The 26,199-nt window shown below is 61.7% G+C and carries 28 protein-coding genes; 20 read left to right on the forward strand and 8 right to left on the reverse strand.

Going from position 1 to position 26,199, the window contains the following annotated elements; all coding sequences use genetic code 11:
- Positions 1-184: 184 nt before the first annotated feature.
- From paaA to ACIPY3_RS00110, 6 genes are read left to right on the forward strand one after another with little or no spacing between them, the layout of a single operon-like run.
- Positions 185-1,180, forward strand: a complete 996-nt coding sequence (paaA, locus tag ACIPY3_RS00085) for a 1,2-phenylacetyl-CoA epoxidase subunit PaaA (RefSeq protein WP_400328527.1) — start codon at positions 185-187, stop codon at positions 1,178-1,180.
- Positions 1,180-1,578: a 1,2-phenylacetyl-CoA epoxidase subunit PaaB gene (gene paaB, locus ACIPY3_RS00090; protein WP_400328530.1), complete on the forward strand. Its 399-nt coding sequence runs from the start codon at positions 1,180-1,182 to the stop codon at positions 1,576-1,578. Before paaA ends, paaB begins: the two co-directional genes overlap by 1 nt.
- The gene (gene paaC / locus ACIPY3_RS00095; protein ID WP_400328533.1) at positions 1,575-2,498 is read left to right on the forward strand and encodes a 1,2-phenylacetyl-CoA epoxidase subunit PaaC; all 924 of its coding nucleotides are present in this window, start codon (positions 1,575-1,577) and stop codon (positions 2,496-2,498) included. The genes paaB and paaC overlap by 4 nt, the downstream gene beginning before the upstream one ends.
- The gene (gene paaD, locus ACIPY3_RS00100; protein ID WP_400328536.1) at positions 2,495-3,052 is read left to right on the forward strand and encodes a 1,2-phenylacetyl-CoA epoxidase subunit PaaD; all 558 of its coding nucleotides are present in this window, start codon (positions 2,495-2,497) and stop codon (positions 3,050-3,052) included. The genes paaC and paaD overlap by 4 nt, the downstream gene beginning before the upstream one ends.
- 8 nt (positions 3,053-3,060) lie before the next feature.
- Complete coding sequence (gene paaE, locus ACIPY3_RS00105) at positions 3,061-4,266, forward strand: 1,2-phenylacetyl-CoA epoxidase subunit PaaE (protein ID WP_400328539.1); 1,206 nt, start codon at positions 3,061-3,063, stop codon at positions 4,264-4,266.
- A 9-nt stretch (positions 4,267-4,275) separates the two neighbouring features.
- Positions 4,276-5,055 (forward strand): enoyl-CoA hydratase/isomerase family protein, encoded by a 780-nt coding sequence (locus ACIPY3_RS00110; protein WP_400328542.1) that lies wholly within the window; start codon positions 4,276-4,278, stop codon positions 5,053-5,055.
- An 11-nt stretch (positions 5,056-5,066) separates the two neighbouring features.
- On the opposite strand, the gene ACIPY3_RS00115 is transcribed toward ACIPY3_RS00110, so the two are convergent.
- Positions 5,067-6,611, reverse strand: a complete 1,545-nt coding sequence (locus ACIPY3_RS00115) for a hypothetical protein (RefSeq protein WP_400328544.1) — start codon at positions 6,609-6,611, stop codon at positions 5,067-5,069.
- A gap of 161 nt (positions 6,612-6,772) precedes the next feature.
- Between ACIPY3_RS00115 and ACIPY3_RS00120 the strand changes: the two genes are divergently transcribed.
- Together ACIPY3_RS00120 and ACIPY3_RS00125 are read left to right on the forward strand one after the other, a co-directional pair.
- On the forward strand, positions 6,773-7,528 hold the full coding sequence (locus tag ACIPY3_RS00120; RefSeq protein ID WP_400328547.1) for a hypothetical protein: 756 nt from the start codon (positions 6,773-6,775) through the stop codon (positions 7,526-7,528).
- 55 nt (positions 7,529-7,583) lie between these two features.
- Positions 7,584-8,525: a lipid kinase gene (locus tag ACIPY3_RS00125; RefSeq protein WP_400328550.1), complete on the forward strand. Its 942-nt coding sequence runs from the start codon at positions 7,584-7,586 to the stop codon at positions 8,523-8,525.
- Positions 8,526-8,556: 31 nt separating this feature from the next.
- On the opposite strand, the gene ACIPY3_RS00130 is transcribed toward ACIPY3_RS00125, so the two are convergent.
- A complete protein-coding gene (locus tag ACIPY3_RS00130; protein ID WP_400328553.1) occupies positions 8,557-9,000 on the reverse strand; it encodes a hypothetical protein in 444 nt (147 codons plus the stop codon).
- A gap of 72 nt (positions 9,001-9,072) precedes the next feature.
- Positions 9,073-9,321: a hypothetical protein gene (locus ACIPY3_RS00135; RefSeq protein ID WP_400328556.1), complete on the reverse strand. Its 249-nt coding sequence runs from the start codon at positions 9,319-9,321 to the stop codon at positions 9,073-9,075.
- Positions 9,322-9,434: 113 nt separating this feature from the next.
- Here ACIPY3_RS00135 and ACIPY3_RS00140 point away from each other — a divergent pair, with 113 nt between their 5' ends.
- Positions 9,435-9,872 (forward strand): VanZ family protein, encoded by a 438-nt coding sequence (locus tag ACIPY3_RS00140; protein WP_400328559.1) that lies wholly within the window; start codon positions 9,435-9,437, stop codon positions 9,870-9,872.
- Here ACIPY3_RS00140 and ACIPY3_RS00145 read toward each other — a convergent pair.
- The gene (locus ACIPY3_RS00145; protein ID WP_400330563.1) at positions 9,869-10,489 is read right to left on the reverse strand and encodes a low molecular weight phosphatase family protein; all 621 of its coding nucleotides are present in this window, start codon (positions 10,487-10,489) and stop codon (positions 9,869-9,871) included. The genes ACIPY3_RS00140 and ACIPY3_RS00145 overlap by 4 nt on opposite strands.
- A complete protein-coding gene (locus ACIPY3_RS00150) occupies positions 10,489-12,021 on the reverse strand; it encodes a polysaccharide biosynthesis tyrosine autokinase (RefSeq protein WP_400328562.1) in 1,533 nt (510 codons plus the stop codon). Before ACIPY3_RS00150 ends, ACIPY3_RS00145 begins: the two co-directional genes overlap by 1 nt.
- Positions 12,022-12,309: 288 nt before the next feature.
- Between ACIPY3_RS00150 and ACIPY3_RS00155 the strand changes: the two genes are divergently transcribed.
- The 10 genes from ACIPY3_RS00155 to ACIPY3_RS00200 all read left to right on the forward strand — a co-directional run bounded on the left by ACIPY3_RS00155 (position 12,310) and on the right by ACIPY3_RS00200 (position 21,423).
- On the forward strand, positions 12,310-13,026 hold the full coding sequence (locus ACIPY3_RS00155; RefSeq protein ID WP_400328564.1) for a helix-turn-helix domain-containing protein: 717 nt from the start codon (positions 12,310-12,312) through the stop codon (positions 13,024-13,026).
- Positions 13,027-13,226: 200 nt separating this feature from the next.
- Positions 13,227-13,868 carry a hypothetical protein gene (locus ACIPY3_RS00160; RefSeq protein WP_400328567.1) on the forward strand — a complete coding sequence of 214 codons (642 nt, stop codon included), beginning with the start codon at positions 13,227-13,229 and terminating at the stop codon, positions 13,866-13,868.
- A gap of 155 nt (positions 13,869-14,023) precedes the next feature.
- Entirely contained in the window at positions 14,024-15,148 is a 1,125-nt protein-coding gene (locus ACIPY3_RS00165) for a PqqD family peptide modification chaperone (protein WP_400328569.1), read from the forward strand.
- On the forward strand, positions 15,145-15,873 hold the full coding sequence (lepB, locus tag ACIPY3_RS00170; RefSeq protein WP_400328572.1) for a signal peptidase I: 729 nt from the start codon (positions 15,145-15,147) through the stop codon (positions 15,871-15,873). The genes ACIPY3_RS00165 and lepB overlap by 4 nt, the downstream gene beginning before the upstream one ends.
- A gap of 45 nt (positions 15,874-15,918) precedes the next feature.
- A complete protein-coding gene (locus tag ACIPY3_RS00175; RefSeq protein WP_400328575.1) occupies positions 15,919-17,112 on the forward strand; it encodes a polysaccharide pyruvyl transferase family protein in 1,194 nt (397 codons plus the stop codon).
- A complete protein-coding gene (locus tag ACIPY3_RS00180) occupies positions 17,100-18,332 on the forward strand; it encodes a lipopolysaccharide biosynthesis protein (protein ID WP_400328578.1) in 1,233 nt (410 codons plus the stop codon). Before ACIPY3_RS00175 ends, ACIPY3_RS00180 begins: the two co-directional genes overlap by 13 nt.
- Before the next feature lie 29 nt (positions 18,333-18,361).
- Positions 18,362-19,258, forward strand: a complete 897-nt coding sequence (locus ACIPY3_RS00185) for a hypothetical protein (protein WP_400328581.1) — start codon at positions 18,362-18,364, stop codon at positions 19,256-19,258.
- On the forward strand, positions 19,259-19,561 hold the full coding sequence (locus tag ACIPY3_RS00190; protein ID WP_400328584.1) for a PqqD family protein: 303 nt from the start codon (positions 19,259-19,261) through the stop codon (positions 19,559-19,561). It begins immediately after the preceding gene.
- 87 nt (positions 19,562-19,648) lie between these two features.
- Entirely contained in the window at positions 19,649-20,677 is a 1,029-nt protein-coding gene (locus ACIPY3_RS00195) for a glycosyltransferase (protein WP_400328587.1), read from the forward strand.
- Positions 20,674-21,423 carry a WecB/TagA/CpsF family glycosyltransferase gene (locus ACIPY3_RS00200; protein ID WP_400328590.1) on the forward strand — a complete coding sequence of 250 codons (750 nt, stop codon included), beginning with the start codon at positions 20,674-20,676 and terminating at the stop codon, positions 21,421-21,423. The genes ACIPY3_RS00195 and ACIPY3_RS00200 overlap by 4 nt, the downstream gene beginning before the upstream one ends.
- On the opposite strand, the gene ACIPY3_RS00205 is transcribed toward ACIPY3_RS00200, so the two are convergent.
- From ACIPY3_RS00205 to ACIPY3_RS00215, 3 genes are all read right to left on the reverse strand, one after another.
- Positions 21,352-22,635, reverse strand: coding sequence for a hypothetical protein (locus ACIPY3_RS00205; RefSeq protein WP_400328593.1), 1,284 nt, complete (start codon positions 22,633-22,635; stop codon positions 21,352-21,354). The genes ACIPY3_RS00200 and ACIPY3_RS00205 overlap by 72 nt on opposite strands.
- 60 nt (positions 22,636-22,695) lie before the next feature.
- Positions 22,696-24,066 carry a sugar transferase gene (locus ACIPY3_RS00210; RefSeq protein WP_400328595.1) on the reverse strand — a complete coding sequence of 457 codons (1,371 nt, stop codon included), beginning with the start codon at positions 24,064-24,066 and terminating at the stop codon, positions 22,696-22,698.
- 480 nt (positions 24,067-24,546) lie between these two features.
- Complete coding sequence (locus tag ACIPY3_RS00215) at positions 24,547-24,942, reverse strand: hypothetical protein (protein ID WP_400328598.1); 396 nt, start codon at positions 24,940-24,942, stop codon at positions 24,547-24,549.
- A 451-nt stretch (positions 24,943-25,393) separates the two neighbouring features.
- On the opposite strand from ACIPY3_RS00215, the gene ACIPY3_RS00220 reads away from it, so the two are divergent.
- Positions 25,394-26,176 (forward strand): alpha/beta fold hydrolase, encoded by a 783-nt coding sequence (locus ACIPY3_RS00220; protein WP_400328601.1) that lies wholly within the window; start codon positions 25,394-25,396, stop codon positions 26,174-26,176.
- The last annotated feature ends 23 nt before the right edge of the window (positions 26,177-26,199 follow it).

A 26,199-nucleotide genomic window follows, 5' to 3' on the forward strand; every position in this document is an offset into this window, starting at 1 on the left:
AGATTTTGCTGCATCATTCCGCAGGGCGAACCTCGCAGGCCCGGAATGGCGGGCCCGGCCCGCGGCGTGCCGGGAATGATCCAGCAGAATGTCCTGCCCGCGCTGAATCGAAGCCAAAAGGTTGACTGTAATCACCCGCTCCGCATATTCTGAACGAACGGTCGGTAATTTATTAGGAGCAACCATGGCATCGCAGAATCTGCAGTCTGTGCCCGCTGAGCTGTCCCCGGAGGAACAGGAGCGGGAGGCAGCCGGTCAGGCGTACTTTGATCGCATCATCTCGGAAGACTCGCGCATCGAGCCGCGCGACTGGATGCCGGCGGCTTACCGCAAGACTTTGCTGCGCCAGATCTCGCAGCACGCGCACTCGGAAATCATCGGCATGCAGCCGGAAGCCAACTGGATCACCAGGGCACCGAGCCTGAAGCGCAAGTCCATCCTCATGGCAAAGGTCCAGGACGAGGCGGGCCACGGCCTGTACTTGTACTCCGCCGCAGAGACACTGGGGCAGTCCCGGGACCAGATGATGGAGGACCTCATCGCCGGCAAGGCCCGGTACTCGTCCATCTTCAACTACCCCACCATTTCCTGGGCGGACATGGGGGCCATCGGCTGGCTCGTTGATGGCGCGGCCATCTGCAACCAGGTGCCCTTGTGCCGTGCCTCGTACGGTCCTTACGGCCGCGCAATGGTGCGCATCTGCAAGGAAGAGTCCTTCCATCAGCGGCAGGGCTTCGAGATCCTGCTGGAACTGTCCAACGGCACGCCTGCGCAGAAGCAGATGGCCCAGGACGCCGTGAACCGCTGGTACGCGCCGTCGCTCATGATGTTCGGCCCGCCGGATGACGATTCACCCAACTCCAAGCAGTCCATGGCGTGGAACATCAAGCGGTTCAGCAACGACGAACTGCGCAGCCGGTTCGTCGGCATGATGGTGGAGCAGGTGAAGGTCCTGGGCCTGACCCTCCCGGACAAGGACGTCCGCTTCAACGAAGAGACCAAGAAGTGGGAGCACGGACCCCTGGACTGGAACGAGTTCAAGGAAGTCCTGGCCGGCCGCGGTCCCTGCAACTCGCAGCGCATCGAGCGCCGCCGTGAAGCACACGAAGACGGTGCCTGGGTTCGGGAAGCCGCCGCAGCCTACGCCCGCAAGCAAGCAGAGAAAGTGAACGCAGCATAATGGCTCCTCACGGAAACCCCGAAGCACCGGCCAGCGCCGCCGGCGAAGTCGCCAGCGAGGCGCCCAAGGTTGCAACAAGCACGACGGCGGCACCGGCCACCTCCGGCGCGGCGCACGAAACACCGTGGTCCCTGTGGGAGGTCTTTGTCCGCTCCAGCCGTGGCTTGTCCCACGTCCACGCCGGCTCCTTGCACGCCCCGGATGCGGCCATGGCCCTCCGGAACGCCCGTGACCTGTACACCCGCCGCAACGAAGGCGTGTCCATCTGGGTTGTCCCGGCCGAGGCCATCGCTTCCAGTGATCCGGACTCCAAGGGTGCGTTCTTCGAGTCGCCCCAGGGCAAGGATTACCGCCACGCGACGTATTACACCAAGAGCGAAGGCGTGAAGCACCTGTGACTTCCCACGAAACGAACACTGACTTCGCGATCGACGGCCACGGCGACATTTCCGTGGGCGTGCACGGCGCCGGTGCCTCCGGTGACGGCTCGGCCAGCGCCACCCGCATCACGCCGGGCAACGCGCTGCGCCCCGAGGACATCGCCCTTGAAATCCGCCGCGGCGAGGTGAAGCCCAGCGAAGACGTTGCCGAGTTCGCCCTGCGGATCGGCGACGACGGACTGATCCTCGCCCAGCGGCTGGGCCACTGGATTTCCCGTGCCCCTGAGCTCGAGGAAGACATTGCCCTTGGCAACATCGCGCTGGACCAGTTGGGGCATGCCCGCTCCTTCCTTACCTACGCCGGTGCAGCCTGGGACAAGTCCGAGGACGACCTCGCCTACTTCCGCCGCGAGCACGAGTTCCGTTCGGCGCACCTGTTCGAGCAGCCCAACGGCGACTTCGCTGTGACCATTGCGCGGCAGTTCATTGTGAGCTTCTACCAGTTCGAGCTGTACACCGCGCTCATGGCGTCCACGGATCCCACCATCGCAGCCATCGCGGCGAAGGCCGTGAAGGAAGTGGATTACCACCGCGACCACAGTGCCCAGTGGGTGCTGCGCCTGGCCGGCGGTACGAACGAGTCCCGTGCACGCATGATCCAGGGCTTCAAGCTCGTGTGGCCGTACGTGGACGAACTTTTCGAGGACGACGAACTCACCACCCGCCTCGCCGAGGCCGGGGTAACGGTGCAGCCGTCCAGCCTGCGCGAGGCCTTCGATCGGCTCACCGGCGAAATCATGGCCGAAGCCGGGCTCGAGGTTCCCGGCACACCGCAGTCCCTGGGCGGCGGACGTCGCGGCAAGCACTCAGAACACTTGGGCTACGTCCTGGCCGAAATGCAGGTCCTGGCCCGTGAACACCCCGGCGCGAGCTGGTGACCAGCGTGGCAACCCTCGCAAGGACTGAAGAGCAGCGGGCCTGGGATATCGCGTCCACGGTCTGCGACCCGGAAATCCCCGTGCTCACCATCGAGGATCTGGGGATCCTGCGCGGCGTACGGGTCACCGAAGCACCTCACGCTGAAGGCAAGCACGACGGCGGGACCGCACGTCCCGCCGTCGAGGTCACCATCACGCCCACCTACTCGGGTTGCCCGGCGATGGACGCGATCGGCGATGACCTGCGGACCGCTTTCCGCAACGCCGGGTATGCGAGCGTGCACGTGAACCTGGTGCTCTCGCCGGCGTGGACCACGGACTGGATGACAGAAGCCGGCAAGGCCAAGCTGGAGGAGTACGGCATCGCTCCGCCTTCGGGCCGTGCCGCTGCTGGTGGCCACTCCGGCCCCGTCCGGTTGAGCCTCGCCGTGAAATGCCCGCAGTGTTCGTCGCTGAACACCAAGGAGCTCACCCGTTTTGGTTCCACGTCCTGCAAGGCGCTGTTCGTCTGCCAGGACTGCAAGGAACCGTTCGACTACTTCAAAGTCCTCTAAGGAATTCCATGACCACCGAAACCCAGACGGCCAGCCGCCGTCGTGCGTCTTTCCACAACCTGACCGTCGCGGAAGTCCGGCGCCTCACGGACGATGCCATCGAGGTCACGTTCGGTGTGCCCGCGGAGCTGGCCGGCCAGTACGACTACCTTCCGGGCCAGTACGTTGCCCTGCGCACCACGCTGCCGGATGAGAACGGTGAGCCGCACGAGGTCCGCCGCAGCTACTCGATCTGCGCAGAGCCGCGCAGCTTTGAGGACGGCAGCAGCGAGATCCGGGTGGCCATCAAGAAGGACCTGGGCGGCATCTTCTCCACGTGGGCCAATGCCGAGCTGAAGGCCGGTGACGTGCTGGATGTCATGAGCCCGCAGGGTGCGTTCATCTCCCGGCACGGCAAGGATGGTGCGGCCGTGCAGCACAACGTGATGAACTCCATGAACCACCCTGAGGAGCTTGCCGGTGACGCCGGGAGCTTCGTGGCCATTGCTGCTGGATCCGGCATTACCCCGGTTATCGCGATCGCCCGGACGCTGCTTGCCGCTAACCCGGAGACCCGCTTCGACCTGATCTACGCCAACAAGGCCGCCATGGACGTGATGTTCCTGGAGGAGCTCGCGGACCTGAAGGACAAGTACCCGTCGCGCCTGGCCCTGCACCATGTGTTGTCCCGTGAGCAGCGGATTGCCCCGCTCATGACCGGCCGCATTGACGCGGAGAAACTGCAGTCGCTGCTCTCTTCCGCCATTCACGCGGAGGACGTGGACGAATGGTTCCTGTGCGGTCCGTTCGAGCTGGTCCAGCTGTGCCGCGACACCTTGGCTTCCCGCGGCGTGGAGCCGGAGCACGTGCGGTTCGAGTTGTTTACCACCGGCCGCCCGGACCGTCCCGAGGGCCACGCCGGCCGTCCCGTGGTGGAGGACGAATCGCAGGAAACGTTCAAGATCACGTTCAAACTGGACGGCCTCACCGGCGACGTCGCGAGCCCGACGCACGCCCGCGAATCGATCCTCAACGCCGCGCTGCGTGTCCGTCCGGACGTGCCTTTCGCGTGTGCCGGCGGCGTGTGTGGCACCTGCCGTGCCAAGCTGGTCACCGGCACCGTGACCATGGATGAGAACTACGCCCTGGAACAGGACGAGCTGGACAAGGGCTACGTCCTCACCTGCCAGGCCCACCCCACCAGCGAAGAAGTGACCGTCGACTTCGACGTCTAAGGAGTCCCCATGATCGAGCTCTCCCTTGAAAACGGCATTGCCGAAATTGTCCTCAATGCCCCGGAAAAGCTGAACTCGCTCAACGAGGACGCACTGGTTGAGTTGGGCAAGGCGTACGACGACGCTGCTGCCGCCGCCTCCCGCGGTGACGTGCGGGCGCTGCTCCTTCGTGGAGAAGGGCGTGCGTTCTGCGCCGGCCGCGACATTGCCGGAGTCACGCCCGAAACGGACGATGCCCAGGCGTACCTGGGGGGACTGGTTGAACCGTTGCTGAAGAAGATGGCGTCCTTCCCTGCCCCCACGTTTGCCGCTGCACACGGTGCCTGCCTGGGTGTTGGCCTCGGACTTCTGTTGGCTACCGACGTGGTGTACGTGGCGGAGAACGCCAAGTTCGGTTCTCCCTTTGCCAAGCTCGGGGCCACGCTCGATTCCGGTGGGCACTGGTACTTCACCGAGCGCCTGGGCATGCACCGCACGCTGGACCTGATCTACACGGCGGACCTCATCTCGGGTTCGGAAGCCGTGGCGCAGGGGCTGTTCAGCCGGGCGATGCCGGCTGAATCCTTGCTTTCGGAGACCCGCGCGATCGTTTCACGGGTAGCTTCCGGAGCTACCCAGGCGTTCGTTGCTTCCAAGGAACTCGTGGCACACATCCGCGACCAGCGGCTGGGACTGTGGGAGTCCATGGCCGAGGAGAATACCGAGCAAGCACGCCTGTGCAAGACCGACGACTACGCCGAGGGTTTCCGGGCGTTCCAGGAGAAGCGGGCCCCGATTTTCAAGGGATAGCCCGCTGGGGCCTAGGTGAATTCCTTCAGGAGCTTGTAGCCGGCCACTTTGCCCTCCAGGGAAATGACGGCGATCCCGTTGTCAGTGGTGTCGACGTCGGTGAGGGCGCCGTAAGTGAATGATGGGACGGCGGTTCCGCCCTTCGTGCAGGGGAAAGCGGTAAAGCCGCCCGCGGCGGTGGCGCTCTTATAGGGCGCGTTCGGAGGCACGTCGAAGTCAGTTTCCTTCAGGCAGACAAAGACGTCCTCGAACGTAGTCTTGCTTCGGAATTTTCCCGTGCGGGTGTCTATAAGGTTCGAATCCCAGAAAGTGCCTGCCATTACCTGGTCGCCGCGGTTTACCGATGGAAGCATGCCGTGGCTGTACCAGTTAACGTCCACAGGTTTCGACTCCCACTTTGAATCACCTGTTTGGGGGTCGTAGCCAACTACCTTGCCGCGGGAGCCGCGGTAATTGCCGGAGGGGTAGTCCACGAACCCTTCTGTGTACTCGCAACGAATAGGGAACGCGTCGCCTCCTTCGAACTTGGTGGCCGCCGTTCCCATGGACCTGGCACACATGACATGCGATCCGGGCGAACTCCAGAGGACACGGCCGCTGGATGCACGGAACCCGACAGTCTTGAAGGCATCGCGTAGGTCGATGCTAAGAGTGGTCTCCCAGAGTTTGGCTGCATCTTTGTCCGTGGGGTTGTAGCCCAGGGAACCAACATAGAGGTCCAACTTTTCCGAGTAGGTGAAGTACCAGCCCAGATCCGTGGTGGCACCTTTTCCGAAGATTTTCTCAACGTCCAGTTGCCACAAGACTTCGCCGTAGGAAACGCGGGCCAGCGATTCGGTTGCGCCTGTCACCACCGAGTACAACCCCTTGCCCACTGGACGGAAGTTGCCCGTAAGTGGATTGATGTCAGGACCGGAGAGGTCCTCGCCCGATGTGAGATCGATCCAATGCTCCACTGACAGCGACGCATCATCCAAGGAGATAAAGCACAAATCCACGTGGTCATCGCAGGCAAACGGGGGTGTGGTAACCAGTTCTGCCCGACCACGGAAAAGCTCCTTGCCCGTCTTCAGGTCCACGGCCACTGGAGTTGTCCACCAGGAGGTGCCGCCGTTATCAGCAGGGGGAGTTGCAGCTTGGAGAAAAATCGCTGCGGTTTGTCCTGCCTCGGTTTTGGTGAGGGCAGGTTCCAGAGGGATGGCAGGTGCCCCGATACCGGGATGCACGGGTTGTTTCCAGAGCTCCTTGCCAGTGGAAACAGCGATGGCGTGCGCCTCCACTCCACCGGAAACCTTGGCGTAAACCAGTGCGACGCCATCAGAAACCACAGGCTGCCCGAGAGGTTCGAGCGGAAGCTCCCAGGCCGCCGTCGTGGTTTCCGTGTTCCGCGCATCAGGCGCCTTGGTTGGGGCCGGTGAGGTGGGTGTTGCCTTCGGCATTCCCGGCAAAGGGAGGGCAACGCAGGAGGACAGCAACAGTGCCCCCACAGCGGCCAGACCCACGCCGAGGAGCTTAAAGCGCTTACGCCCACGGGCGGTGGAGGCGGATGACATCATGGTTCCCCCAAGGAACGTTTGAGGTTCAGCACCTGTTGGGTGTTTGTTCCAAACCAGAGAGTGCCAACTGGACGTGGCTGAGATAGAGGATAGCTGACATCGGCGGCGGTGTTACTGTTGCGACGGCGCGGAGTCGCGTCCGGGATATTCATGGGGGTTCAATGACCAACGAGACGAGCGATTCGGTCTACGGACGGCAACCAACGCAACCCGTGGGAGCGCCGCCGCTCCAGGCCCAAGGTTTCGCGCCGCCGTCGTACCCGCCGCCGATGCCGCAGTACTACCAGCCGCAGCAGCCCTTTCCCTACCAGGCGTATCCGGCGCCTGTACCGCCGTCGTACGCTGTGCCCGGCCCAGGCCCCGGCCCTGTGCCCGCACCGGCGCCTTACCCTTCGAGAGCGCGCGGGGCGTTTGGCCCATCATTCTGGTTTACGGGCTCACTCCTGGCCATTGTTGCTTTGGTCGGCGCAGTGCTGGGCAGCGGCGAGGCCATCCTGGTTTTGCTTGGCGTGGCGGCGGCGATCACCGGACTCTACGCGCTCGTGTTCAAGAGGGCTTCCTGGGCCGGGCTCCCCGGCAGGAGAGCCGCAGCCGCTGTCGCCATAGCCGGTGCAGTGTCGCTGGTCCTGGGCGGCATCGCCGCTGGTGTTGAAACGTGGAAGGGCTCGACGCCGGTTGCCGCACCCGCCGCTGCGGGCACCATTGTGGAGGGCGTGTGGCTGGTAGGAGAAGACGTAGCGCCAGGCGAGTACAAGACGGTCAACGAAGTCACGGATGGGTGCTACTGGCGGATTACCAGGCCCGGCGGAGGAAGTGACGGCACCATGGGCGCCGTCACCAGTGGATACCCTGTGGTGAAACTGAGCAAGGGGCAGAGGTTCACCACCCACGGCTGCGGTACCTGGGCCAGGCAGTAGGTCGTCCAGCCAGTACGCAGGGTTCTCCCAGGTGGGGCCACCTACCATGGACCACATGACTTCTGCCCGTGACGTACGCTCTGCTGCCTTGGTGATCAATGCGGCGTCACGTCGTGGCGCCGCTGCCACTGACGCCGCCGTCGCTGCGATGCGGCAGGCAGGCTTGCCGCTTTCCTCGGTGCACGCGGTGACCTCCGGCGCGGAGCTGGGGGCAGCACTTGAACGGGTGATCGCGGAGCAGCACGACCTTGTGGTGGTCGGTGGCGGGGATGGCACGGTCAGCTTCGCGGCGGGGCTCTTGGCCGGCACGGAGATCGCCCTCGGTGTCCTTCCGCTCGGCACGGCGAACGACCTTGCCCGGACGCTCGAGATTCCCAGCGGCCTCGCCGAGGCGTGCGCCGTGGTGGCCGAAGGCAAGGTGGTGGACATCGACCTGGGCAGGGCCAACGGCAAGCCGTTCCTCAACGTCGCCTCAGTGGGCCTCTCGGTGGGTGTTACCGAGGCCCTGAGCCCACGCTTGAAGAAGCACATCGGCCCTCTCGCCTATGGTGTCGCCACTGTTCAGGCGTACGCCCGCCACCAGCCATTCCGGGCGCGACTGGAGTTCCCGGATGGGGACCACCAAACCCTGGAGCTTGAGGACTTGCTTCAGGTGGCCGTGGGAAACGGCCGGCACTACGGAGGCGGGAACACCGTCTCGCCCATGGCCGGAATCGACGACCACACCCTGGACATCTACGCCATCCTCGCGGCGCCACTCCGGGAGCACGTCAAGATCGCGCGCCTGCTGAAGGATGGAAGCTTCATTGAGCACGATCGCGTGTACCACCTGGAAACCCGAAACGTCCGGCTGGTCACCGAGCCGCCGTTGTCAGTGAACCTCGACGGCGAGATCGCCACCGAAACGCCCACGGACTTCAGTGTGCAGCGGAACGCCGTCCACGTGGTGGTGCCGCAGGGGAGCACGAGTGCCACGTTCGATGGTCCTGTGAAGTGACTCGCCGCGGATCGGAGAGCCCCGACGGAGTCTACGAGGCACTCATACTCATCGACATCAGCTCGGATGCGAACTCACTTCCGGACACCGTGAATGGCTTGCCTTGCCCGAAGACATCAATTGCCAAGAGCCATTCCTCAACTGTCATGCCACCGGTGACGTCAACAGTGTCTTGGGTCTTTCCTTCAGCGGGAATCGCGGATGGTGGAGACTTTCGGTTGACTCGAAAGGACGTTACGTTGACCCGGTCCTCCAGGATGGTCACCAGCGTGAGCGCCTGTTCGTGCAGTTGCTCCATGCGATGAATGGTGACGACTGCGGACTCGGAGGGGTCGGCGACAACCACGGAGTACTCACCTTGGGAGTCAACAGGCATGACTTCGCTGGCGGCGTCGTAAAACTTAGGGGTGCGCATCAGGGCAGAAAACCGGGCCGCGATGTGTGCGCGACTCTTCAGTATTTCCTTGCTCGCCATGCTTCTCTCCACTCGACTGCGTCTCCAATCACTCGCCTGTAAGAATCAACTGACGCCTGATGAGCCTGTTCTTCATTGTCCAGCATGCGCCGAGCAGGCCCGGACCACGCTTTCCATGGTCTTGGTTACGTGATGAGCCGCCAGCAGGCCGACGCTGAAGTCCCAGACGAACGATCCACACTGGATGTAACGCTCCACGGAAACAAGAGGGTCTTCGCTATCGATGTACGTCTTGAGGGCAGGCCGGGTCTCACGGCAGTCATCGCATTTTTCGTGGTGTAAGAGGCCCTGATCGAGCGTCTTGTGGTCCCCAATTCCCATCCCACAAGGATAAATCCATTCGCAGACAATATTGGACCGAGCGAAGCCAAGAGGCCGGCGTTACATGCTTGTCAAGCACTACCTCCCGTCGGCCGGCCCATTAGGCTGGTCGAATGACCACCGCCGAGGACTCCGCCACCCGCCGCGCGCAGAGGTGGCTGCAGGCAGCCTTCGCCGCCTACCTGGTGGCTTTGGCCCTCGTGGTCTTCCTGCCGTCGAAGGAAGCCAGTACGGTCACGGGTTTCGTCGGGATCATCGCCGGTTGGCTTGCCGCGGTGGGACTGCCCCTCAAGGAAGCGGCTGTCGTCGTCGAGTTCGTCTCCAACATCGTCATGTTCGTCCCGTTCGGAGGACTGGTCCGGCTCCTCTGGCCAAGGCGTTGGAACTGGTGGCGCATCCTGCTGCTGGGAGCCGCGACGTCCACGTTCATCGAGCTCACGCAGCTGTTGGTTCCGGGGCGGGTGACGGCGTTGTCGGACGTCATCGCCAACACGGCCGGCGCAGTGATCGGCGCTGCTGCAGCGGGCTGGTGGCTGCGCCGGAGCGCCTAGAGGTGCTTGCCCAGGATCGCCACAACGTCGTCGCAGTACCCTGCGATGCGGTGGCCCACCTCGCGGTGCACTGCCTCGGTGGCGTTGATGGGGTCCGGGATATCGTCGGCGACGACCAGCACGGCGGCTGACCGGACGGCCGCGGTTCGCCGCACCAAACGCGCGACGGCGGAATCGGCACCGCTGCCGGTCACGGCCGCCCAACTGGGCGCCGCGGGCTGGCTCATGGTGACAGGAAGCGTCTGCGCCGCCCTCACGAATTCGGCCATGGTGAAGGTCCGCTGGGCTGCGCCGGGGAACCTTTTGACAAGTTCGTCACGCTGCTTCCGGGTCATGGTCAGCACCAGGTTGGCTGCCGCTACGGATTCGTCCGTGATCTGTTCGCCCACCGAGCCGTCGGGGTTGCCGCCGTACTCCCTGGACAGGTCAGCGGGCAAGGGCTCCATGGGGGCGCCGACCGCTGCGTGCAGGCCAGCGCTGGCCACGGAGAAGTTCCCGATTCCGGCCTTGGCCAGCCGGGCACGGATCAACTGTTCCGCGAGCGGTGACCGGCAAATGTTGCCGGTGCAGACCGTCAGGATTGACGACGGCGATTGGCTGCCGGCGTTGGACGGCATCACAGTGCGGGGGTGCTTTCGCGACGGCGGCCGCGGCGCTGGCCTTCGAGGGGAACGTGATCCGTTGGAGCCACCGGCTGTGACTCGGAGGTCGGAACGTGGGTGGCATTGGGGGAGTCGCTGCCTGCTTCTTTGCGGTTGTAGTACGTGTAGTACTGGTAGCCGTAGTCTTCGCCCTTTGAGGACTTCCGGGAGACGCCGTTGATGATGAGGCCCAGGGGGCGTCCTTTGACCCGATCCAGGTTCTGCAGCGCCCTTTTGAGCTGGTCGTAAGTGGTCTTGCCCGCCCGGCTGACCACAATGGCGCCATCAGTGCGGGCCGTGAGGATCGCTGCGTCCGTGACCGGCAGGAGGGGTGGGGCGTCCACCAGGACGATGGCGTGCTTGGCGATGTCCTCCAGCAGCGTGTGCATGACATTGGACCCGAGCAGCTCGCTGGGGTTGGGCGGGACGGAGCCGGCGCCGAGGACGAACAAGTCGCCGCTTTCGCCCCACGGCTGCAGGACGTCGTTGAGCGTTGCGCGTCCTATGAGTACGTCGGTCAGGCCGACGTTGGTGAGGAGCCCGAAGGTTTTGGCCAGCTTGGGCCGGCGGAGGTCGCCGTCCACCACTACAACGCGCTGGCCTGAAGCCGCGATGGTCTGGGCAAGGTTGGCGATGACGGTGGTCTTTCCTTCGCCGGGGAGTGCGGAGGTGACCACGATAATGCGCGGGGGATTGTCCACGTCCATGAACTGCAGGTTGGTTCGCAGTTCTCGGATGGCTTCGGCCACGGCGTAGTCCTGGTGGTTCTTGTTCTCCAGGTCGTTGCCGCCCTGGGACAGCACGATGCGGTTGGAACCATCGAAGTTCTTGTGGAAGGGGACCGTGCCGATCACTGCAACGCCGGTTTCGGATTCCAGGCGTACGGCCGAGCGGACGCGGCGGTCGAAAATATTACGCAGCAGGGCGTACGCGATGGCAACCACCAGCCCCGCTACCAAGCCGATGACCAAAGCAAGCCGGGTGTTCGGGGACGTCGGTGATGTTGGCAACTGTGCAGCATCGAGGGAACGGAAGCTGACAATCGATGTGTCGGTGCTGTTGGCGCCGCCCTTTTCCAGCTCGTCAACTTGCTTGCCGACCGCCCGGACCCATGCCTCGGCGAGGTCGCGTGCAGACTCGGGAGTGCTTGCCTGGGCGCTGAACTTCAACGTTGCCGTGTCCTGGGGGTTTTGGACGGAAACCCGTGCGATCAGTTGCTCAGGAGTGGTGCCTTGGAGCCGAAGGTCCTGGATGACTGTTTCTGCCACGGAACGGGACTTGGCGACATCCATGTAGGACTTCGCCCTGGACTTGGAGTAGGTCTCACCGGCCATGGCCGTTCCAAGGTCCTTGTTCACACCAACGGAAATGATGCCACTGGCGTCGGCACTATAGACCTTCGTCTGGGTCAGGGTCCAGCCAAAGGCAACTATTCCACCCAAAACCGTGATGGCAATGACTGAAATCCAATGCGCCCGGAGGACCTTCCAATAGTCCGTCAGCTCCATGAAAAATGTCCCCCTGATGTTGTGTGCCCTCGACACAATAAAGAACGCGGTTCTTGAACTGCGCCACGGATATCGTAACGTGCAGTTCTATAGGGGCGACTCACCACTGGGTGGGATGGGGGATTTATGACAATGCAGGATACTGACTTTCTCGAACGTGAAGCAGCCGATAGTGGTCTCGGTAGTGCACCGTCAAGGGGCCACCACGAGTGCATATTCGGTGCTGTTTCCCTTGGGTCCATTTCCGGTGATTTGGAGCTGCTTGATCCAAATGCTTCGCCGGACAACGTGAATATCTATTTCGTCGCTTCCGGGGCTGTCCGCGATCCGGGCGCGGGCACGTTGATTCCGGCTGAAGGAACGGTGGTCATAGTGCCTGGCGGGCAGGAGTTGGCGTCGCCCTTCGTGGGGGAGGGCGAGGTCAAACGGATCTCCATCCAACGGGCTGCGGCTGAAACATTTGTGCCGCAGGCCTTGGACAGCGTGACTGTAACCCAGGTGAAGTCCAGGCTGGATGCAGCGGCCGAGGCTTTCATTGGTGCCATCCTGGAGCAGCCATCCCGCGAAGGTTCTGCCATCGAGTCCTATGCAACCGAACAGATCCTGTTGGAACTGACGGGAAGCCTGCTCCTGGACCACTGCGGGGTCAGTTGGAATTCCACGTCAGTGACGTCGGTGCTGAGGGACCAGGCCATGGCCGTCATCGCTCAACGCTGTGCGGACAGGGAGCTGAATCCGGACGCTGTGGCCAGGGCCGTGCAGTCTTCGTTGCGACGGGTGCAGGCCGCTTTTGCCGAGGTGGGGAACTCCATTGCTGCCGAGATCCGGAGGCAACGGGGCAGGCTCGCCCGCACCCTGCTCACCGACACGCGGTATGACGTTCTCAGCGTCCAACAGATCGCCGAGCAGACCGGCTTCGGAACGACGGCGGCCCTCCGGCGGACGCTCGACGAACTGTACGGCTGTGGTCCCTCAGACCTGCGCGACCGTCGGGGAAGAGACTAGCCAGGGCCTGAAAGTGGCGAAATGCCGGGCGTGACGGACGTTTCGTGCAGACCTTGAACCATACAGCGACAATCTGCGCGCAAACGCCGAATCTGTTCATTTGGGCCAAAAAACCGTGGGTAGTCTCTATCCCAGATGGGGGAACTCGGCATGTGCTGGATTCCAACCGATGGTTTTCATCCCTAGCTGAAAGAAGAACTATGAGCGACGAACTTACGGTCTCCAAGCCGCACACACGCCGTGCAGTGGTCAAGGGCGCAGCTTGGTCCGTTCCGGTCATCGCGGCAGCTGTTGCAGCGCCTGCCGCTGTTGCCTCCGTGAACAACGCGGCCCTCGCCGTGACCGGCACGCAGACCGGTCTGCTGACCCTCAACCTGCTGGATGGTGGTGGCACCCTCACCGCGCAGGCGCTGACCACGGTTCCCACCCAGCTCACGCTGACCAATGGCCCCGGAGCCATCAACGAAACTGCAACGATCACGGTGACGGTTGCCCGCCCTGCCGGTATCAACATTCCGGTTGGACGTGCCCGCGGTTTCGGCGTCTACTCCTACAACGGTGTCAACAGCACTGCCGGCCAGCGCACCACGAGCTACCAGACTGCCCCGATCATCGGCCAGTACGGGATGCCGACCACAACCTTTACCACCACGCAGGCCATCAACGTGGCGAGCAACGGCACGTTGGATATTCCCATCGTGTTCGGTCTTGCAGGTATCAGCACCGGCGTTGCCATTAGCCTTTTGGCCACCTTCCCGGTAACCATCACTGTGCAGTTCAGTACCAGGACGCTTACCGCCAGCGGAACGATTTCCGTGCCGGTGGGTGCGGGTCTTCTCTAAGGTTTCTTTGAGGAAACTTTAGAATCGAAAACGCGTCAGCAAATTGGCTGACGCGTTTTCGTGCGTCCTGATCGCGGAGGTTGATTCTTTCTGCGCAGGAATATGCAAGGATGCTTAGCTTGCACCTCGGGCTGATGATTTTTTGGGTGGGATAAATGCGGACCGGTGACTTTACGGTAGATGCCTTGGGTGGCCATGTCAGGATTCGCCTGGATTTTGCCGAACATGCTTTTGACGAACAACGTTTCCGGGAATTCGAGGAACCCTGGCGGGATGCCTCGCCGCACAGAAACGAGGCGGGTGCCGCCGTCGTAAATCCCGTAGCCGAACTGGTGTGGCGGTTTCCCGACGCCGCCGGAACTCCCGGATCCATAGCGGAGTTGTCCACCTACGCCACCCTCGCGGCCATCGAATCCAAGCGGGGCCGCCTGCTGATGCTGCACGCAGCCGGTATCGCGGACGCATCAGGGGAAGTGCTGGCGTTCATTGGGCCTTCCGGCAAGGGCAAAACCACCTTGGCACGCACTCTGGGCTCTGACTACGGCTACGTCACGGATGAGACCGTGGGCATCGATTCGGACGGCGCCGTCCACCCTTACCGCAAGCCCTTGTCCGTTCTGCGATCAGGCAAGGATTTCAAGGAACAGTTGGCGCCGTCGGCACTGGGACTTCGGGAATTGCCGGGCGTGCCGCTCCGCCTGGGCGGCCTTGTGGTGGTTGACCGCGATGAAGATTTCGCTGGCCCACCGCGTATTGTCACCCTAGGACTCTGCGGGGCCTTGGCCGCGATCGTCCCGGAGGCCAGCTACTTGGCCGACATGGACAAGCCCCTGCAGACCATAGCCCGGCACGTGGACCGAAGCGGGGCGATCCAGCAGGTGACGTACCGTGAAGCTTCGCAAGTCCTGCCCCTGGTCCCCGAACTTCTCTCAAGAGTGGAACCCGGCCCGTGGGCTGCGGTGATGCCGGCGGTCAACGCCGGTGTACGGAGCCCGTTCGCGGACGAATCCTTTGTGCCTTCCCTTGTGTTGGACGCCGTGGAGGCTGACGGCCAAACTGCTGTCCTTGATGCGAACCGCGTGGTGCACGTCCTTGACGGCGTTGGTCCCTTGGTGTGGCGGACCCTGAGCGACGGTCTTGATTTTGAGGCCATCCTGGGGGAAGTGCAACGGGAGTTCGGCGCGCCGCCGGAACAGAGCCTGGACGCCGCCGTCGTCGATGTCCTTGCTGCGTTCGCTGATGCCGGGCTTGTGCTCCGCCTTCCGGAACCACACGCATGAGCGGCGCACCCGCGACGGCCGCCACCCGCCGTCGACGATTCCTTCGGTCACCTTGGTTCCATGCTGTCCTGGCGCTGATCTTGGTTTCCTTGGTCCAGGGATTCTTCCTGAAGGTTTACAGCGTCCCTTCCGGCTCCATGGAACAGACCCTCAGCGTGGGCGACCGCGTCCTGGTGAACAGGACCGCCTACGCGTTCGCTGAACCGCAACGCGGGGATGTAGTGGTGTTCCGGAAGCCGGCCACGTGGGGACCGCCGCCCCAGCACGGATTCGCTCGGACCGTCGTCGGCTGGTTCGGCGAGGTGACGGGCATCGGGCCTGGCAACACTGAATACCTGGTGAAGCGCCTGGTGGGCTTGCCCGGGGACACAGTGGAATGCTGCGGCGCCAGCGGCCAGGTCATGGTCAACGGCCAAGCGATCGCTGAGCCCTACGTCTTCGAGGACCTCCCTTTCGATGTGGGAAGCCTCGACTGCACGACGGCGGTGTCCTCACCCCGCTGCTTTGGGCCGATCCGGCTGGGTGATGACCAGTACCTGTTCTTGGGTGACCACCGTTCCAACTCTGACGACTCCGTTGCAGCATGCCGGAGCGCCTCTGCGGGCAGCGACTGTGCCAAAACGGCGTCGCGTTCGGACGTGGTGGGGACCGTCGGCTGGTTCCTGTATCCGTTCAACAAATGGGGCAGCGACGGCCTGAATGCTGCGATCGGCGGCTCGCGATGACCAAAGCCCGCAGGATAATGCGCATGAAGAAATGGGGATGGACCTGTGGGTAATCTCAACCGCCTGGTTGCCGGATATGCGGCGCCGACGCTGGTCAACGGCCAGCGGAGAATGCTGGGATTTCAAAGGCCGGCACAAACAAAACCCGGTGTCACCGCGGTACTTTCGCCGGCCAGTTACGGCTCATTCGGCGATGAAGGGATGATCCTGGGGAGCCGGGACAGCATCATCGCGTCTTCAGGCACGCCCCAGTTGTACACTCCCGGACCAGTGGAACCCTGGACTGCGATGGGAGTGGCCGGCATACGGTCGATTGACAGGGTCATTGCCCTTGGCCGGATGCACATGGATGCCCGTAAGCTGCGACTCCTCACTCGGGCAGAACGGGTTGTAGTCCTGGGGGCCGACTCCATAGACGGCGCCTACGGTATCCGGTCCATCTCCCAACGGGTCAGCCTGCTGAACGTCTCGGTTGCGCAGGGCCGGCGTGCGGAATTGGCCAACTTCAGCTTCCGCCGAAATCCCAGCCCGGACGCACTGACGTCTTTGCGACGCCTGGACAGGCGGGTACGGCTGACCGCCCGCGACAAGAACTCCCAACGGCGTGCCGCAGAAGCCCTGCAACGCGATGTAGGAGTTCACCCTGATGTGGCGGCTTATATGAAGCCGGGCAAGAGCCCTGCAATCGATGCGCTGCAGTCCTGGGTTGCGGGACGTGACAGGCCTGTTGCTGTCCTTGTTCCGAACGCCCACTTGGCGGCGTTCAACGGTACCGGGTACAAGGAAGTGGCGCGCAGATTCCAGTCCTACATGATTGCTTTGCTGGACGCAGGGTTCGCTGTGGTGGTCCTCCCGCATGATGTTCGCGACGAACCCGGAGACATAGCCATGTCAGAGCAACTGGTGGGTGGTACGTCCGCCGAGGACGTGATGTTGGCCGTGCCCCGTCATGCGCAGGAAGCGAAAGGCATGCTGGCCCTGGCCGACGTTGTGGTTACTGCACGCATGCACGCCGGCGTCGCCGCGCTCAGCCAGGGTGTCCCGTGCGTCGGGCTGGACTACGTGGACAAGTTCTCGGGACAGTTCCATTGGTACGGAGCAGATGACGCCGTGGTGGCTTGGGAAGACAACCCCGACGCTCACTTGGTTGCCGAACTGGGAGTCAAGGCCGCAATGACCATTCGCGGCGCGACTGCCAAGCCTGATTTCGTCAGCACTCCACCACCATGGTTGCTGTAGACCTGCCCGTCAGGCGCAGCCACCATGCACTGAATGCCCTGGGTTCAGTGCTCGTGCCTTTGAGTTCGTTGCTGGTGGCCCCGCTGCTGACACGTGCCCTGGGTCCCGCAGGACAAGGCGATTTCTCCACCAGCCAATCCATTATTGTGGTGGCCGCTTCAATCCTGGGACTCGGAACCTCGGACTCACTCGCTGTCTACGGAAACTACTGGCTTCGGAGGTTTCGGTTCGGGGCGTGGATGGCAGTGCTTGCCGTCGCTTTCCTTCTCGCGGCGGCAGCGGGTTACATCTTTGTGCAGGCCGGCTACTTGCACCCCGATTCGAGCGTGCTCCTGGGCCTGGGGGCTGTCATGTTCGCCGCAGCCTTGGTTCAACGCGGAGATGCACTGAACCGCAACATGATCCTTGCCATCTCGGTGGAAAAGTGGATTACGGCGATGTCCAGACTGAGCTTGACCGCTGGGTTCTTCGCCACAGGATTCCTGAATCCGCAAACGGCGGTTTTGACCTTGGTGGTACCGCAGGCTCTGGGTTACCTGTACCTTCTCTCCGTTTCCTTCCGGGTTCCACGCGAGGTGGGCATCCCAACAACGCGGGTCATGCGCAAGGTGACTTTGAGGCCGCTGAGGACGCTGAACTGGGCAGTGCTGGGCGGCCTCGGCGGCGTACTCCTGGTCAATCTGGACCCCATTGTCCTTCGACCCCTGATCGGTGCGGAGCAACTGGGCTACTACGCGATCGGCATGCTGGTTGCTGAGCTCTTCACCGTCGCGGCCAAGCCCTTCAGGGACGCAGCCATGGCTGGGGGGCACGGATTACGAAAGGCCGGAGAGTTTACCGGTGTCATCAAATGGTGCGCACTGGTGATGACCGTTGGAGTAGTGGTTTGCGCCGGCAGCCTCTGGGCCGTCATTCCCTTGGTTTTTGGCGAGGAGTTCCGCGGAGCCGTTCTGCCTGCACTGATCCTCGCTTTGGGTGGCTGGGCCAAGGGCCTGGGCTTCCTTGTCAACGGAATCCTGGTCAAGACGGGACACGCGAGGATGCGGGCCTATGCCACCCTCACGGCGGTTGTTTTCAGCGTGGGTGGAATGGTGGTGTTGTCCCCTTTCGGAGCAGTGGGTGCAGCAATTGCAGGTTCCATTGCATACCTGGTGATGCTGGTCCCCGGGGTAATATTTTTGCGGGCAAAGAAATCAAAATTGGGTGGGGGCCTCAAATGAGTAGACCGGCAGACTCAGCCGCGGTCTCCTTGCCCATAGCCGCTGCTACGCCGCTTGCATATGCACTGGTGGCCCGCATAGCTGCGGAGCATTCCGTCCGCATACTTGCCATCAAGGGTCCCCTCCTTGAAAAGATGGGACTTCGGAGCAAGAAGATTTCCAGCGATGCGGATATCCTCGTGGAGCCGTCCAGGATGTCGGAGTTCTGCGCCATTCTGGAAAAGTATGGTTGGAATGACCGTGAAGTACGCTTTTCGCCAAGCATCTTGGATCCCCACTCACGAACCCTGATCCATGCAAACTGGCCCAGCGATATTGACGTGCATTCCTATTTCCCGGGTTTCTTCGGAAAGGCAGATGAGGTCTTTGATCTTCTGTGGGAAACCAGGATAGAAGGTGAACTGGCCAACGTCCCGGTCCCGACAGCCAGTCGTGTGGCGAATGCGGTTATCGCGCTGCTCCATGTTCTGCGGAACTCACCTGCCGCCGAGGACAACGTCCAGCATGCGGAGATCATGGCCGCCTTGAAGCGGGACATGGAACCGGCCGAGTTTCAGGCACTCGTCCGGTTGGCTGATGTTGGTCGCGTCAGGCGGGTCCTGGAGGAGGAGTTGCGGGAGCTGGGCGTTGCCGGTCCCTTTGATGATCTGGATTCTGTTGAACTGGCGCGCTGGAAGATCAACCGGACCAGTGCCGAGGCCACCACGGGTGGTTGGCTGTACGCCATAAGGACCGCTGGATGGAAGGCCAAGATCGGCATCTTCTTCAGGGCTCTTCATCCCAGCAATGAAGAGCTCCGGAAAGATCCGGGGATGGCGGATGCCAACCATCTCGAAATGGTGAGGACACGTGCAAAGAGACTGGCCCGAGGAATTCGAACGTTGCCTGCGGCTTCGATAAACCTCTTCAGGAACAGGGTCAACTAAATGGACAGCTGGTACAGGCCTCCGGGGGTGGCCTTCGAATATTACGGTGATTCCGTTTACGTCCTGGATCTGCGGGATGTGGAAGGGGAACTGAGTCCGCGTGCCCTCCAAGGACCAGCGGCCCTGATCTGGTCGTTTCTCGGAAGTGCGGATAATCCTCGACCAGAAGATGACGTCCTCGGAAACGTGGCGGATGATTTTGGGATTTCGATCGAAGAAATCAGGACCCAGACGGTTTCATTTCTCTTGGATTTGGAGCGGGCCGGTCTGGCACAGCGGGTAGAATACAAAGGAAGATCATGACGGCTCTTCCTGACCGTCTAACTGGGGGAAATAGAAAATGCAAATGATCCGTCGTGGCTGCACATTTCTTGAGAGGGATGCAGGCTAGTGACCACTTTGCTCCAGCCGGGCTCGGCCATTGCCCAGAAGAAGCCCGTTTTTGTCAGTTGGATAGATTTCCACGGTCGCAGTGAGGGAATTGCCCGCCGCTTGGGGATAGATGAATGGTCCGACGGCGGCGGGTCCGGACCGCTGCCGTTGCGTTACCTGCGGTTGTGGCTGTCAACCAGGAAGTTTCTTCGTCAATACAAACCCACTGAGGTCATCGTTATGCAGCCGCCTGTCGTGGCGCTGCTGGCCGTGAGGGCCGCCGTCGGGAAGGATGTCCGCATTTGCGGTGACCTGCACACCGGCACTTTTTACGACCCCAAGTGGAAGTGGGCCAGCAAGCTGGTGGCCAAGCTCCTTGGAGCTCCCAATCTGGCGATCGTCACCAACCAGGCCTTGGCCGATCAAGCCCAGGACAACGGCGCCGAAGCGCTGGTGCTTCACGATCTCATTGAGACGTACCCCGAGGTAGGCGAACTGGGCGAATTTGAGGACGTGAACCTGGCCGCATTACAGGCAAAGACATACGTTTTGGTTCCCATCACCTACTCGTACGACGAACCGTTGGCGGAGTTGGCTGCCGCCACCCATTTGGCTCCGAACCTGGTGTGGGTCTTCACGGGCAGGGCCCCGGAGTCATTCAAAACGGACTGCAATCCTGGAAACACCGTGTTCCCGGGGTTTGTCTCAAGGTCGGAGTACCTCAGGCTCTTGGGCCATGCCAACGTCCTGGTGGCGCCGACTACCGAAGAAGACACCATGCAGAGAGCCGGCTACGAAGCCATGTGCGCAGGGAAAGCGCTGATCACCTCGGACACTGCCGTCCTCAAGGATTTCTTCGGTACCGCCGCCTTGACCGTTCCGCCTGAAGCAGAGCTTTACGCCGAGGCAGCCAACAATGCCGTGCACCGCCAAGCGGAGCTGGAACGTTTGATCGTGGATCTCAGGACCCGCAGGGTCCGGGAACAGACCACGGCGCTCAAGAGGCTTTCGGAGTGGATACAAGGTGATGGGGGAACAAGCGAATGAATGATGCCAACCAAGTGGTCCGTAGAGAGCGCGTCTTCGATCTTCCCCTTGACCTGTTGACCATGGAGGAATCCGTGGAGCTCTGCCATAACCTTCTTGCCCAGCGTGGTCATTGGCGTGCCGACCTGAACGCTTCGATTGTCCTTGATGCACTGGAAGACGAACTGTTGAGGCAATACGTGGAGACCAGCGCCATCAGCAACGCTGACGGGCAGTCGATCGTATGGGCCAGCCGTATCCTTGGCGTTCCTGCTCCCGAGCGCGTCTCCGGCATTGACCTGTTCCTGGAACTGATCGAGAAGGCTCCCCAACGTGGAGACCGGGTGTACTTGTTGGGGGCCAGGGAAGATGTAGTCGGAGCGGTTGCCCAGGATTTCGTAGGCAGGGGCGTCAATGTGGTGGGCTATCGCGACGGATATTGGACACCTGGTCAGGAGAACGATGTTGTCCAGGCGATCGCAGCAGCCAAACCGGACCTGCTTTTCCTGGCGTTGCCCAGTCCCAGGAAGGAACACTTCGTGCTCCGCCACAAGGAGCAGTTGAATGCCGGCTTGGCTTTCGGTGTGGGGGGATCTTTCGACGTCATTTCCGGGCGCTTGAAGCGGGCACCGTTGTGGATCCAGAGGCTGGGCCTCGAGTGGTGCTACAGGTTCGTTCAGGAGCCGAGGCGTTTGCTAAAGCGGTACCTCGTTGGGAACACCCGGTTTGTTCTGTTGACGTTGAGGACCCGGCTCCGGAAGGGCTGAAGGATCATGGGTGCTGCCGTTCCTGACATGCGAACCGAAGGCCGTGCCAACCAAAAGCCACATGGGGACCGTCGCGTTCATGGAGCCGGCCGTTTCCGCCAGCATGGCAATGACCAAAGCTCCGATGACCAGGTAGTTCTCCCAGCGGTCCGACGCGCGGAGAAGGGACCTGACAGCCGCCGCCAGAGCAACTGCGTAGATGGCCAAGGGCACCAATCCCGCAGCTGAGAAGGCGATTCCGGAGAGGCTCTCGGACGCTTCTTGGAGTTCGCCGGCCTTTCCAGCGAAGTTGCCGACGTACCCGAATCCACGGCCTATGACCGATTCAAAGGCATGCTCAATCCCTACCGTCAGACCGTCGACGTGTGAATCGGAGTTTCCCAGGTCAGCGATGTTGTTCCCAGCCATGAGCACTGGAACACCCAGGATGGGAAGCGCAACCACTGGGTGGAGCTTGCGGGCAATCCAGGGCCCGGCGATACCAATCAGCAGCAGGAGGATGCCCGCACGGCTGATGGTCGCGATGGTTGCGAGACCCAATGCCAGGACCAAGAGATTCCGCCAGCGCGAGCGGAAAGCATGGAATGCAATGACTGCCGCGGCGGCCGTCGCAATGCCGGTTGTGGGCGGGTTGAGGAACAATCCGCCGGCACGCACGGCGAGCTCGCCGGCGAGGTCGAAGGACATGTAATAGCCCGGCAGGCCGTTAGGGTAGATTGCCGTCTTGCTGAGGCGGGCAAAAGGTGTGGGATCAATGATCCTGATGCCCAGGGACTCCAGGGCAATGTAGGCCGTGTTGAGAATGCTGATGGCAAGTACCGCGAACAACACCCAACGCCATTCCCGTCGGGTCATCACGAGTCCACACACAATGACGAGTACGGGCATGCACACTTGCCGAAACAGGAAGAACGCGGAATCGCCGGGAATGAGGCTCTCGTCCACAGTTCTCCAGAGAGCGATCAGGCAGGCAATGATCCAGACGACAGATAACAAAGCGGGTACCGTGAACCGGTGCGCCAAACGTGCCAGCGCCACCAGGAACATGAGGGAGATACACACGTCATCCATGAGGTTGAACCCGCCGAAGGATGAGTACGTGAGAAGTATGTTCTGTGCCAGACCAGCCAGCAGCGCACCGAGAGCCAAAACACCGACGGCCCATCCTGGTTTGTCCGGGGCGAAGAAGAGCCCTCGATGCAGCCGGGTCATAGGCGCGGGATGACCGTTCTCCCGCTTTGGCGCCACCCGTTGGTACGCGGGATTTGACACTTAATAAGCCCCATCTCTGGCGAGGACCGCACGCAGTGTCCGGAAAAGGATGATGAGATCCTGCGCTGGCGACCAGTTTTCAACGTAGTAGAGGTCCAGGCGGATTGACTCTTCCCAGGACAAATCGCTTCGGCCGCTCACTTGCCACAGGCCGGTGATCCCAGGCTTCACCATGAGACGGCGGTGTTCGTGCTGCTCATAGACAGCAACTTCGCGTGGCAGAGGAGGACGCGGGCCTACCAGGCTCATGTCGCCCTTGAGGACGTTGATGAGCTGGGGGAGTTCGTCCACGGAATACCGGCGGATCCATCGCCCCACTCGCGTTACCCGGGGGTCGTTCTTCAGCTTGAAAAGTACTTCGTTGCCTTCGCTGAGCTGCGTAAGCGCTTCCAATTGCACCTCGGCATCGGTGCGCATGGACCGGAACTTGTACATGTGGAAGGCTTCGCCGGCTTTTCCTATGCGCGTTTGAAGGAAGAACACCGGTCCGCGGCTGTCCAGTTTGATCAGGAGCGCCACAACGGCCATAGGAACGCACAACACGGCAAGCAGTGCCGTGGACGCCACAATGTCGAAGGCCCGCTTGGCTATGGCCTGCATTCCTTCGAGTTTTGGGGTGGTGACATGGACCAGCGGCAGCCCTGCAACTGGCTGGATATGAATCCTTGGTCCGGACACATCGGTCAATGCCGGAGCCATGATCATGCCAACATCGCGGGCTGACAGTGCCCACCCCAGGTGGCGTAGAAACGTGGGGTCTGCTCCGCTGGATATAGCCACGGTGTCAGCTTTCCGCTGCCCAATCGCGTTGAGCACATCGTCAACCGAGGGATTAGTGCCCAAGACCGGCAGCGTTTGATCAACGGTGCCTGAATCCGTGAGGAACGCTGCTACGGGTTTATACCCCGAAACGATGTGTTGATTCAGTCTCTTCCACAGGTGGTCGACGCTGTGGGCGGCTCCAATCAACAGAACGCGATGGAGGTAGAGACCATCACGCCGTCCCTTATGGAGCGCTTGCCGTTGCAGCCAGCGGCTCGCTAACAGCAGCAGTACGCCCAACGGGAGCGCCACCGAAACGTAACCACGTGCCGTCTGGAGCTGAAACACGTAGGAGACCACGGCGAGGGCTCCAAAGAGCCACAGGGAAGAGGCCGCTACTCTCTTATACTCTTCGGTCCCTGTACCCAGAACCTTCATGTCCTTGGTTCCGCTGAATTCGAGCACACCCAGCCAGGTGATGACGAGCAGGACCGAAACAGTCGCGTAGGAGACTTCCGTCTCGGCGATCGACGCGTCCTCCGCCCCGAAGCGCAGAACGTGCGCTCCGCCAACTGCAAGAACCACGCAAATCAGGTCCAGAACGCGCATCTGCGTACTTTGTGAGCGAAGCCAGAGAGTGCTGCCAGAGGAGTCAGTCGACGTCGAGGCTGTAGTCGAAGTGGCCATGCCGACTACTACTTATGTCGGAGTGATGTGCCCGCTGATGGCCGCGGACATAGCAAGGTGGTCTTCAAAGTCAAGACACAAACATTCACGATTCAGCCCCCATAACTGCCCCGACGCCCAAGACGGCGTACGTAAAATGATCGCACAAGCCCAGCTGCGTGCTGTTGACTTGACACTTCAACGTCAATCCTAAAGGGACTTTAGTTGGGCTACAAATTGAGTGCAATGATTGGATGATCCGCAATAATGTATTGGCGTATCATCGTAATTGCAAGTCAACTTACATACTCCATTTTGTGCACAAATTGGAAATATCCGTGCAATTGACAGCTGGCTGATAAATGGGTCGCCTAGAATACTGTCCCCGCCCTGCGCGCTCGGCGAGCGGCGCCGGACCGCCCCTCAAGGTCCCAGGAATTCCCTGACTGCGGGCAGTGAAGCGCTCGCAACGGCGGCCACGGCGCGCTGGATGTTGGCGGCAAGTGCGATGGCGGAGAGGTCGACGTCGGACGCCTCGATACCTTCGCCGGCAGGTGCCGGAGCGCCACCCTTCAACAGGGAATTGTTGGCTGCGGCAACCATGTCGATGCCGCTTAGGAGTGAAGACATTGCGCGACGATGCTCCTCCAGGAGTTCTTGCCAGAGGCCCGATGGTGCAAGGGAGACCAGCGAGGGGAGCGTTTGCTGCTCCTGTTCAATCCATTCGGAAACCAGGGCGGAAGCCTCCATGCCTCGCGCCAGTGAATCGAACCTAAGGTTCTCGATGACTTTTTCGAGTTCTGCCGCTGTAAAACTCAAGCGATGCCAATTTCCGGCTTCCAGATGCAGCAGCTGTGTTTCCAGGACGAAGAGCAAGTAATCGAGTTGCCTACGTTCGCGCCACAGTCGTGCCGATAGCTCATCCGCCCCCAACGGTTTCCCCCATCTATATTTTCCTGTGAAAAGCAAGTTTTCTACAGGTTTCTAATTTGTTCTGCCAATGAGCGTACACCGACAAAGTGAGAACATTTTTAGTTGTCAAAAATATAGCGCATAAATTGGGTGCGACTACTCAATAGGGTAGTTTTGCCTATCCTTTTTGGCAGGCAGGTGCGTAAGCCGGAGCCTGCATCGTCCGGGAGGATAACCATGCCGTGCCACCTATCCGTTGTTGTTCCGTGGGAACCACTGATGCAAGCGCCCGATGGCGGCGTAGGGTGGCCCCATGGAGTCCGGGGTCAGGGCTGTGGCTTTGCGCACGGGGATCAGCGTGACGTGTTTCGTACAGGGGTCTGCAGGGAACACGAACGACGACGGTGCTGCGCCGCTGCTCTTGTTGCACGCCTGGGGCGAATCCTGGCGGAGTTTCGTGAGGCTGATTGCTGCGCTTCCCTCGGCGGTGGTTGTTGCCCCCGATCTAAGGGGGCACGGTGGTGCCGACAAGCCGGAAGAGGGTTATTCACTCATTGAGGTTGCTGACGACGTGGCCGCCTTGTGTGAGTGCCTCGGGGTGAAGCGTGCCCATGTGCTGGGCTCCTCGAGCGGGGGATACGTGGCCCAGCAGTTGGCCGTGACCCGTCCAGATTTGGTGCTCTCCTTGATGCTGGTGGGTGCTCCCTTGAGTTTGCAGGCGCGTCCTGTCTTCGCTGACGAGGTTGAGCAGCTGGCTGATCCAGTCTCCGAGAAATGGGTGCGTGACTCGCTGGCCTGGTACCGGCTGCTCCACGCGGTAGCTCCGGACTACATCGAAGACCGCGTTCAGGATGGACTGTCCATCCCGGCAGCTGTCTGGAAGGCATCGATGAGGGGACTTTTCGAAGCCGTGCCGCCTACGGACGTTGGCTCGATCCCGGCACCGACACTCATCCTTTGGGGCGCGCACGACCACCTGCTGCCCCGATCCCACCAAGAAACTCTCGCTGCACGGATTCCTGGTGCACGGTTCACGATTTATCCGGAGACAGGGCACCTCGTCTTGTGGGAATGCCCTGAGCGAGTGGCTGCTGACGCTTGGGCCTTTGTACGCGAGGTAACTCAATCAACCCGGACTTAAAGCCAAGCCCCGGCTGCCGCAGT

It is taken from the genome of Paenarthrobacter sp. NPDC089714, from assembly GCF_044748905.1.
In the GTDB taxonomy this organism is placed as follows: domain Bacteria; phylum Actinomycetota; class Actinomycetes; order Actinomycetales; family Micrococcaceae; genus Arthrobacter.

Coding starts and splice junctions, on each gene's coding strand:
- paaA (WP_400328527.1), top strand. CDS start 185: ATGGCATCGCAGAATCTGCAGTCTGTGCCCGCTGAGCTGTCCCCGGAG.
- paaB (WP_400328530.1), top strand. CDS start 1,180: ATGGCTCCTCACGGAAACCCCGAAGCACCGGCCAGCGCCGCCGGCGAA.
- paaE (WP_400328539.1), top strand. CDS start 3,061: ATGACCACCGAAACCCAGACGGCCAGCCGCCGTCGTGCGTCTTTCCAC.
- ACIPY3_RS00110 (WP_400328542.1), top strand. CDS start 4,276: ATGATCGAGCTCTCCCTTGAAAACGGCATTGCCGAAATTGTCCTCAAT.
- ACIPY3_RS00115 (WP_400328544.1), bottom strand. CDS start 6,611: ATGATGTCATCCGCCTCCACCGCCCGTGGGCGTAAGCGCTTTAAGCTC.
- ACIPY3_RS00120 (WP_400328547.1), top strand. CDS start 6,773: ATGACCAACGAGACGAGCGATTCGGTCTACGGACGGCAACCAACGCAA.
- ACIPY3_RS00125 (WP_400328550.1), top strand. CDS start 7,584: ATGACTTCTGCCCGTGACGTACGCTCTGCTGCCTTGGTGATCAATGCG.
- ACIPY3_RS00130 (WP_400328553.1), bottom strand. CDS start 9,000: ATGGCGAGCAAGGAAATACTGAAGAGTCGCGCACACATCGCGGCCCGG.
- ACIPY3_RS00135 (WP_400328556.1), bottom strand. CDS start 9,321: ATGGGAATTGGGGACCACAAGACGCTCGATCAGGGCCTCTTACACCAC.
- ACIPY3_RS00140 (WP_400328559.1), top strand. CDS start 9,435: ATGACCACCGCCGAGGACTCCGCCACCCGCCGCGCGCAGAGGTGGCTG.
- ACIPY3_RS00145 (WP_400330563.1), bottom strand. CDS start 10,489: ATGCCGTCCAACGCCGGCAGCCAATCGCCGTCGTCAATCCTGACGGTC.
- ACIPY3_RS00150 (WP_400328562.1), bottom strand. CDS start 12,021: ATGGAGCTGACGGACTATTGGAAGGTCCTCCGGGCGCATTGGATTTCA.
- ACIPY3_RS00160 (WP_400328567.1), top strand. CDS start 13,227: ATGAGCGACGAACTTACGGTCTCCAAGCCGCACACACGCCGTGCAGTG.
- ACIPY3_RS00165 (WP_400328569.1), top strand. CDS start 14,024: ATGCGGACCGGTGACTTTACGGTAGATGCCTTGGGTGGCCATGTCAGG.
- lepB (WP_400328572.1), top strand. CDS start 15,145: ATGAGCGGCGCACCCGCGACGGCCGCCACCCGCCGTCGACGATTCCTT.
- ACIPY3_RS00180 (WP_400328578.1), top strand. CDS start 17,100: ATGGTTGCTGTAGACCTGCCCGTCAGGCGCAGCCACCATGCACTGAAT.
- ACIPY3_RS00190 (WP_400328584.1), top strand. CDS start 19,259: ATGGACAGCTGGTACAGGCCTCCGGGGGTGGCCTTCGAATATTACGGT.
- ACIPY3_RS00200 (WP_400328590.1), top strand. CDS start 20,674: ATGAATGATGCCAACCAAGTGGTCCGTAGAGAGCGCGTCTTCGATCTT.
- ACIPY3_RS00205 (WP_400328593.1), bottom strand. CDS start 22,635: ATGACCCGGCTGCATCGAGGGCTCTTCTTCGCCCCGGACAAACCAGGA.
- ACIPY3_RS00210 (WP_400328595.1), bottom strand. CDS start 24,066: ATGCGCGTTCTGGACCTGATTTGCGTGGTTCTTGCAGTTGGCGGAGCG.